Annotated in this window: 8 protein-coding genes; all 8 read right to left on the reverse strand. The window is 55.9% G+C overall.

What is annotated here, in order from left to right; translation table 11 throughout:
- Window positions 1-130: 130 nt before the first annotated feature.
- The 8 genes from B0E51_RS19390 to B0E51_RS18920 all read right to left on the reverse strand — a co-directional run bounded on the left by B0E51_RS19390 (window position 131) and on the right by B0E51_RS18920 (window position 6,009).
- The gene (locus tag B0E51_RS19390) at window positions 131-493 is read right to left on the reverse strand and encodes a hypothetical protein (protein ID WP_143526018.1); all 363 of its coding nucleotides are present in this window, start codon (window positions 491-493) and stop codon (window positions 131-133) included.
- Between the two features lie 71 nt (window positions 494-564).
- Window positions 565-1,059, reverse strand: a complete 495-nt coding sequence (locus tag B0E51_RS18890) for a hypothetical protein (protein ID WP_143526019.1) — start codon at window positions 1,057-1,059, stop codon at window positions 565-567.
- Between the two features lie 1,144 nt (window positions 1,060-2,203).
- Window positions 2,204-2,608: a hypothetical protein gene (locus B0E51_RS18895; RefSeq protein WP_077446449.1), complete on the reverse strand. Its 405-nt coding sequence runs from the start codon at window positions 2,606-2,608 to the stop codon at window positions 2,204-2,206.
- A 75-nt stretch (window positions 2,609-2,683) separates the two neighbouring features.
- A complete protein-coding gene (locus B0E51_RS18900; RefSeq protein WP_143526020.1) occupies window positions 2,684-3,070 on the reverse strand; it encodes a hypothetical protein in 387 nt (128 codons plus the stop codon).
- 138 nt (window positions 3,071-3,208) lie between these two features.
- Complete coding sequence (locus B0E51_RS18905) at window positions 3,209-3,487, reverse strand: hypothetical protein (RefSeq protein WP_143526021.1); 279 nt, start codon at window positions 3,485-3,487, stop codon at window positions 3,209-3,211.
- Between the two features lie 1,352 nt (window positions 3,488-4,839).
- Window positions 4,840-5,214: a hypothetical protein gene (locus B0E51_RS19400; protein ID WP_143526023.1), complete on the reverse strand. Its 375-nt coding sequence runs from the start codon at window positions 5,212-5,214 to the stop codon at window positions 4,840-4,842.
- Window positions 5,215-5,287: 73 nt separating this feature from the next.
- The gene (locus tag B0E51_RS19405) at window positions 5,288-5,665 is read right to left on the reverse strand and encodes a hypothetical protein (RefSeq protein WP_143526024.1); all 378 of its coding nucleotides are present in this window, start codon (window positions 5,663-5,665) and stop codon (window positions 5,288-5,290) included.
- A 104-nt stretch (window positions 5,666-5,769) separates the two neighbouring features.
- A complete protein-coding gene (locus B0E51_RS18920; RefSeq protein ID WP_077446454.1) occupies window positions 5,770-6,009 on the reverse strand; it encodes a hypothetical protein in 240 nt (79 codons plus the stop codon).
- Between the last annotated feature and the right edge of the window lie 162 nt (window positions 6,010-6,171).

The following is a 6,171-nucleotide window of genomic DNA, read 5'->3' on the forward strand; positions in this document are numbered from 1 at the left end:
CCCGCATAGCATTGACACGCACGACGCAACAAACAGGACAACACGGTAACCAGCAGCGGCCCGAAAGCTCAGGGCAAAAGCATCATGCGTCTGGGCTTGATCGGAAGTCTCTTACGGAGTAGTTAGGGCGTCACTCTACGTTGAGCCATACCGCCTTGCCATGTTCGACCCGGCTCGTGCGGCCGAAATCGGCTGTATATGCGGAGCAGGTGCCCTTTGCTTTATCGCCATTCCCAGAGCCAGCTGGAGCAAGGCATACGCCTTGGCAGTCGTTGGAGTTGGAGCAAATCTTGCCTGAGTCTGTTGTCTTAACATTACAGCCCACGGAAAATAAACCAAGTGCGCCCCAGTTGCCGCCGTGGGCTTTGCACTCCACTTCGGTTTGTGGGACCGAAATTGATGGCTTTGCAGCCCGTGGCACAGCCGGTTGAGTGGCCCAGGCGCTGCCAGTGAAGGAAAAAGCAATCAAGATCAAAGTGAGTGGTACTTTCATGGCAGATGGCCTAACGCTGGAGTTGAGCGGCGGCGGAGCCGTCCGCCTCGAACGAGATGTTAGCCACCACCTCAGTGGCACTCGATTGTCTTTGACTCTGGCACCAGAGCGAGATCAGAAATGGTTATTTCCGAAATTTCATATGTCCAAAACTCAAGACCGTCGCGATGCGACAAGACTGGGCACGTAGTCGTGTACTCAAGGGACTTGGCCCCTGTCCGAAGGATATGGGCCTTGTAGGTCAGAAATAGGCTGAGCGGGTTGTGGATACTAAGGAACGATTTCCCGGTCTTCGGCTCATACCAGAGTTTGAGAACCAGCAGACTCTCGGGGGCCGCACCTTTGGGCGGCTCGATGAGTTGAATTCTTGCATCTGTCACTTTCAAGGCGAAGCATGCGACTTGATTCGGCAACAGCGTGATCGCGCCGGCTGATTGAGGTTCCACCAGTTGTCTGCCACAAGACGGGACAGTCATCCTAGTTTTTTTGAATGTCAGTGTCTCGCGCTCCTGCGCCAGTGAAGAACTGCAAGCGAGAGCCAGTAACAACATAACGACAGCACGCATGAGACTTCCTGTGGTGGCTAACGCTAGAGTTAAGCGGCGGCGTAGCCGTCCGCCTTGAACGACCTGTTAGGCGGCACCGAAGCACGACCTTTGATGGACGATAGTGCCACACCAAACGCACTGCAAGAACGCGAGATGGTGAGGGCCTGCGTGCGACAGACAACCCGCTTGCGAAGTGGTGACGTTGCGACACATCGCGCGTGCGACAGACGCAATGGATGCGCGAACGAACACGCGCGCAAGTTGCGAAGAACTGCCCCAGCGCCCGCGTACAACACACGCCGGCCGGCCGGATGCACAACGAAGAAACGATGCTGATGCGGAGCGTGACCGAGACATTGGCGCTGACCTGGCAACGATCCGAAAGCGCTTGTGAAGCCTAACGCTGGAATTAAGCGGCGGCGAAGCCGTCCGCCTTGAATGACCTGTTAGACGGCAGCACGCCACGCCGTCGGTGAGCTGCACGATAACGCTGCTTTGGATGCCCGGCAATGCCGCGTAACTTGCGGCCTGCGTGCGAAGAACGAACCGCTGACGACGAAGGCCAGGTTGCGACGAACCGCGCGCAGGAAGGTGTACGAAGATGCGATGTGCGTCAGCGCGCGCAAGGCGTGACAGACGACAAAGCGCAAGAAAGACAACAACGCAGGCCAGCCCGGAACAGCAAAAGCCGCTTTGCCAACACGAAGCCAAGACATGAAACACGCGAAGCACTACGAAGGATAAACGCTCTGCCGCCTAACGCTGGAGTTAAGCGGCGGCGAAGCCGTCCGCCTTGAACGAGATGTTAGACGGCAGCACGGTTACCCCGCCGTGTGCGAACACGATAGCGCTGCTTTGAAAGCCCGGCAATGCCGCGAAGCTTGCGGCCTGCGCGCGAGGAACGAGCCGCTGGCAACGAGCGCCACGTTGCAGCGAACCGCGCGCACGACAGAGTACGAAGATGTGACATGCGCCAACGCGCGCAAGACACGACAGACGACCAAGCGCACGAAAGACAACAACGCAGGCCAGCCAGGAACAGCAAACGCCGCTTTGCCACACGAAGCCAAGACGTGAAACGCGCGAAGCACTACGACGAAAAATGCTCTGCCGCCTAACGCTGGAGTTAAGCGGCGGCGAAGCCGTCCGCTTGGACGAATAGTTATGCCTTGCCGAGAATTTGATTGCGATAAGCGAGCCAAGCATCTTGACCCGATGCCGGCTCATTGGACTGCTCGAGAAACTCACCGCTGCCACAGTCCAAAGCTTGCCAGCCGTTTTGAATACACAGAGTAACAATAAGAGGGACGACTTGCTCCGATGCGCGGACATGGAGCATGAAGCCGTTGTTTGATTCGGGCTTGCCCATGTTGAACTCGATCGAGCCGCCTAGGAAATCGTAGTTGCCCCAAGTCGGATCGCTCCAATCGGTGCCGTGAAAAACCTCAGAAATGGCAGCTCGCACCTCGGCTTGCGAGCCAAGAGGAACGCAACGCTCATCGTTGGGAATTTGTTGAATCGAAGTGTAGACGCGACTGAAGCGTTGAATGCTTATGTCCCAACTCACGAGGATGCTCCCTTTGAGGCATAACGCTTGAGTTAAGCGGCGCCGGAGGCGTCCGCTTGGACGATTGGTTAGCGCTTACGGTACCACCCCAGAACAGTCCTCGAGGTGTGCGGGGGTTCTAGTGATTACCCGAACAAGATCGGAACTGTACTCGCGACGGTCCTCAACGATTCCGGTCCAAACGCCAGACAGCTCAACAGTTGCATGTCCGTTCAAGCCGCAGATATGAGTCATGTCGATTGCTTTGACCGCTTGCGATATGCCCAAGGCGGCAGCATCACCGATGTAAATATCTATAGCCTGGCCATCGGCATGGGGAAACGACTGAGAAGCTTGACGATCTAGTGCGATGTACAACTCACCTTCACCGCCAATTCGGTACGTCCCAGAAACGACAGGATGGCCAAGATAGTGCTCGTAGCCAGCCATATTCATCGCATGGAGATCGGGATGCGGATCCAAGACAAGGTCTCGCGCAGTCACGGAGCTCATAAGGAGCAATGCTAGTAGGCCGTATATCTTCATGGGCGCTAACGCTGGAGTTAAGCGGCGGCGAAGCCGTCCGCCTTGAACGAACTGTTAGCCGTGCACGATGACTCGTTAATCATCGCCGCGCATGGCTCCACCAATACCCATGAGTACCATGGCTACCACGCCGCCGCCGTAGTTGAGGATGAGTGGAAACCAGTTGCCATGCTCAAACCCGGCGTATAAAGGTGCTGCTACGAATGTGATGGGTGCAAGAAAAAGCCCAGCCACGATGCCCCAAAAGCCGGCGACGTGGGAAATGATGCCAAGGCACAGGAAAAAGCCCCAGAGCCCTGCAACAAACCAAACGACCATCCCAGCGCCTTTCAATAAACTCCCAATTGCATTCATGGCTCCCCCTGCCGGCTAACGCTGGAGTTAAGCGGCGGCGAAGCCGTCCGCCTTGAACGGATTGTTAGGCGGCATTACGTGAAACCTACAAACCTGATAACAACCGAGCCCAATTGAAATACCCAGAATCCGCATACGATCTTCGCTAGTATTGCCCAAAGTTTTATACCGCGGTACTTATCAGCGGCGTTCCAGACCCCAGGTATCAGTACGAACAAATACGCTATGAATATCAGTGCTACTACCATGCTCATGGTCGTGGGTTTGTAATTTTGCGAGACGACGAGGCTTGTTTCTATTGCAACATAAATGGCCCAGACCAAGATGCCGGCCAGCCAGAAGGTTATAGGAAGCCCGTAGCCTCCATGTAGTAGCCGGGCGAGGAACCACTCGTTATGCGCCGACTCTTGAACAGGCGCAGAACCAGAAGAAGGAATGCTAGACGTGGACGCCGAGATTGTGCCTGTGCGTAGCACGTGGCTTTGCACGCTAGAGATCACTGTGCCGCACGCGTTACAGAACTTCGCGTCACGCGCTACCTCTGTGCCACATTGAGAGCAAAACATTGCGCCTCCTGTCATTAGCCTAACGCTGGAGTTAAGCGGCGGCGAAGCCGTCCGCTTGAATGACTGGTTAGACGGCAGCACGCTACGCCGTCGGTGACTTGCACGATAACGCTGCTTTGAATGGCCGGCAATGCCGCGCAACTTGTGGCCTGCGCGCGAAGAACGAACCGCTGACGACAAACGCCACGCTGCGGCGAACCGCGCGCGTCGTGCGGCACGAAGATACGAAACACGACAACGCGCGCGACTTGCGACGCACGACCAAGCGCACGAAAGACTGCAACGCAGGCCAGCCCGAAGCAACATAACCAGCGCAGCCGATGCGAAGCCTGGAAGGCGAAAACGCGGGGAACCGGCAAAGGAATTGCTCTGCCGCCTAACGCTGGAATTAAGCGGCGGCGAAGCCGTCCGCTTGAATGACGGGTTAGACGGCAGCACGCTACGCCGTCGGATGCTTGCACGATAGCGCTGCTCTGGAAGCCCGGCAATGCCGCGAAGCTTGTGGCCTGCGAGCGACGAACGAGCCGCTGACGAAAGAAGACACGTTGAGCCAAACCGCGCGCACCGCGAAGTATGAAGATACGAGATGCGCCAACGCGCGCAAGACACGGCGAACGACCAAGCGTGCGACAGACGACAACGCAGGCCAGCCCGAAACGACAGAATGCATGCAGCTGATGCGAAGCCGGAACGCGACACGCACGCGAAGCGACTGCGAAGGAAAGATGCTCTGACGCCTAACGCTGGAGTTAAGCGGCGGCGAAGCCGTCCGCCTTGAACGAGTAGTTAGCTGTGCGTGCCCACCAACCAAATCGGGACAAGGAATACGATAAACAGGAAGACAGCGAAGCCCCAAGTCCATGGCTTCTTACTCACAAGTGTGCAGCCTAGACCAAGGATTGTTGCGATAAGGAAATATGATGCAACCTCACCAAGCCTGTAGCTCAAAGCGCTGGCATTTACTGTGGGCTGAGGATGCGAAAGGAAGGCGACGACGCCAACCACAATTGCGTAAAGAGTTGTAGCGGAAACTGCCAGCTTGAATTGATTGGATCGACGAATACTTGGCTTTTCTGCGGTTCGCTTCCCTGCTGGTGGAAGCTCAGGTAGCAAGTCACTTGGTGTCGGAGTGGCGCCAATTGTTGGTTCGATACGCGGCATGTGCATATTTCCTGTGGAAGCTAACGCTGGAGTTAAGAGGCGGCGTTCGCCTTGAGCGAACTGTTAGTCGCGATCAATTCCGATTCTTCATTGCTTCATTTGAACAGCGCATCCCAACTTGGCGCACATAGTCAGGGCGTTGCCGGATAGATTGGACGTCTTCAAATTTAATATCCCGCATGATCTGTTGCTGTACACACGTGCATATGGTTGTTTCGATGCTGGTGACCTGAGCTTGAGCTGCAGCCATTTGAGAAGGTGATGCTCCCGGCTTGATTTGCCCGCTGCTGGACATGAATTGCATTTGTTTGGATACGGCCGTAGCTACGCAGCCGTTCACTGTGCTTTTGAACGTGCCCTCTGTCCACCCATTGGTGTACTGCTCTGCAGACACACCGAACGATGCCGAGACAATTGAGGCAAACACAAACGCTTTCTGTGTGAATTTCACGAACGCCCCCTTAAGGCTAACGCTTGAGTTAAGCGGCGGCGAAGCCGTCCGCCTTGAACGAGATGTTAGGCCGCAACGCGAAAATTGTTGGGCCAAACGGCTGTTTACTGCCGACCAAATTTGCTCCAGACCGCGAAAATTGCAACGGCAACCGCGAACCCAACCCATGTCATGAACAGACCGAACGACGTAGAGCAACCGAGCGTTTTGGTGCCGCCGCCAAACCGACAACCCATGTGCGCAGCCTGCAACAACGGCACCCCATAGACATACGTGACGATTGCCGCGGCAACTAGAACAGCAATAACCAAAACCGTAAATATGACCGGATTCTTTAAGGGCATGCATGCGGCCTAACGCTGGAGTTAAGCGGCGGCGAAGCCGTCCGCCTTGAACGAGTAAAAAGAGACTTCCTCCCCTTACGGCCTCGAAGGCCATGATGGTGTTGCGAAACAACCGTCAGCAGAAGAGGAAGTCTCCATGAGCACTATAACCCTGGGTGTGGA

Source organism: Rhodanobacter sp. C05, assembly GCF_002001165.1.
Classification (GTDB): Bacteria; Pseudomonadota; Gammaproteobacteria; order Xanthomonadales; family Rhodanobacteraceae; genus Rhodanobacter.

Coding starts and splice junctions, on each gene's coding strand:
- B0E51_RS18890 (WP_143526019.1), bottom strand. CDS start 1,059: ATGCGTGCTGTCGTTATGTTGTTACTGGCTCTCGCTTGCAGTTCTTCA.
- B0E51_RS18920 (WP_077446454.1), bottom strand. CDS start 6,009: ATGCCCTTAAAGAATCCGGTCATATTTACGGTTTTGGTTATTGCTGTT.
- B0E51_RS19390 (WP_143526018.1), bottom strand. CDS start 493: ATGAAAGTACCACTCACTTTGATCTTGATTGCTTTTTCCTTCACTGGC.
- B0E51_RS19400 (WP_143526023.1), bottom strand. CDS start 5,214: ATGCCGCGTATCGAACCAACAATTGGCGCCACTCCGACACCAAGTGAC.
- B0E51_RS18905 (WP_143526021.1), bottom strand. CDS start 3,487: ATGAATGCAATTGGGAGTTTATTGAAAGGCGCTGGGATGGTCGTTTGG.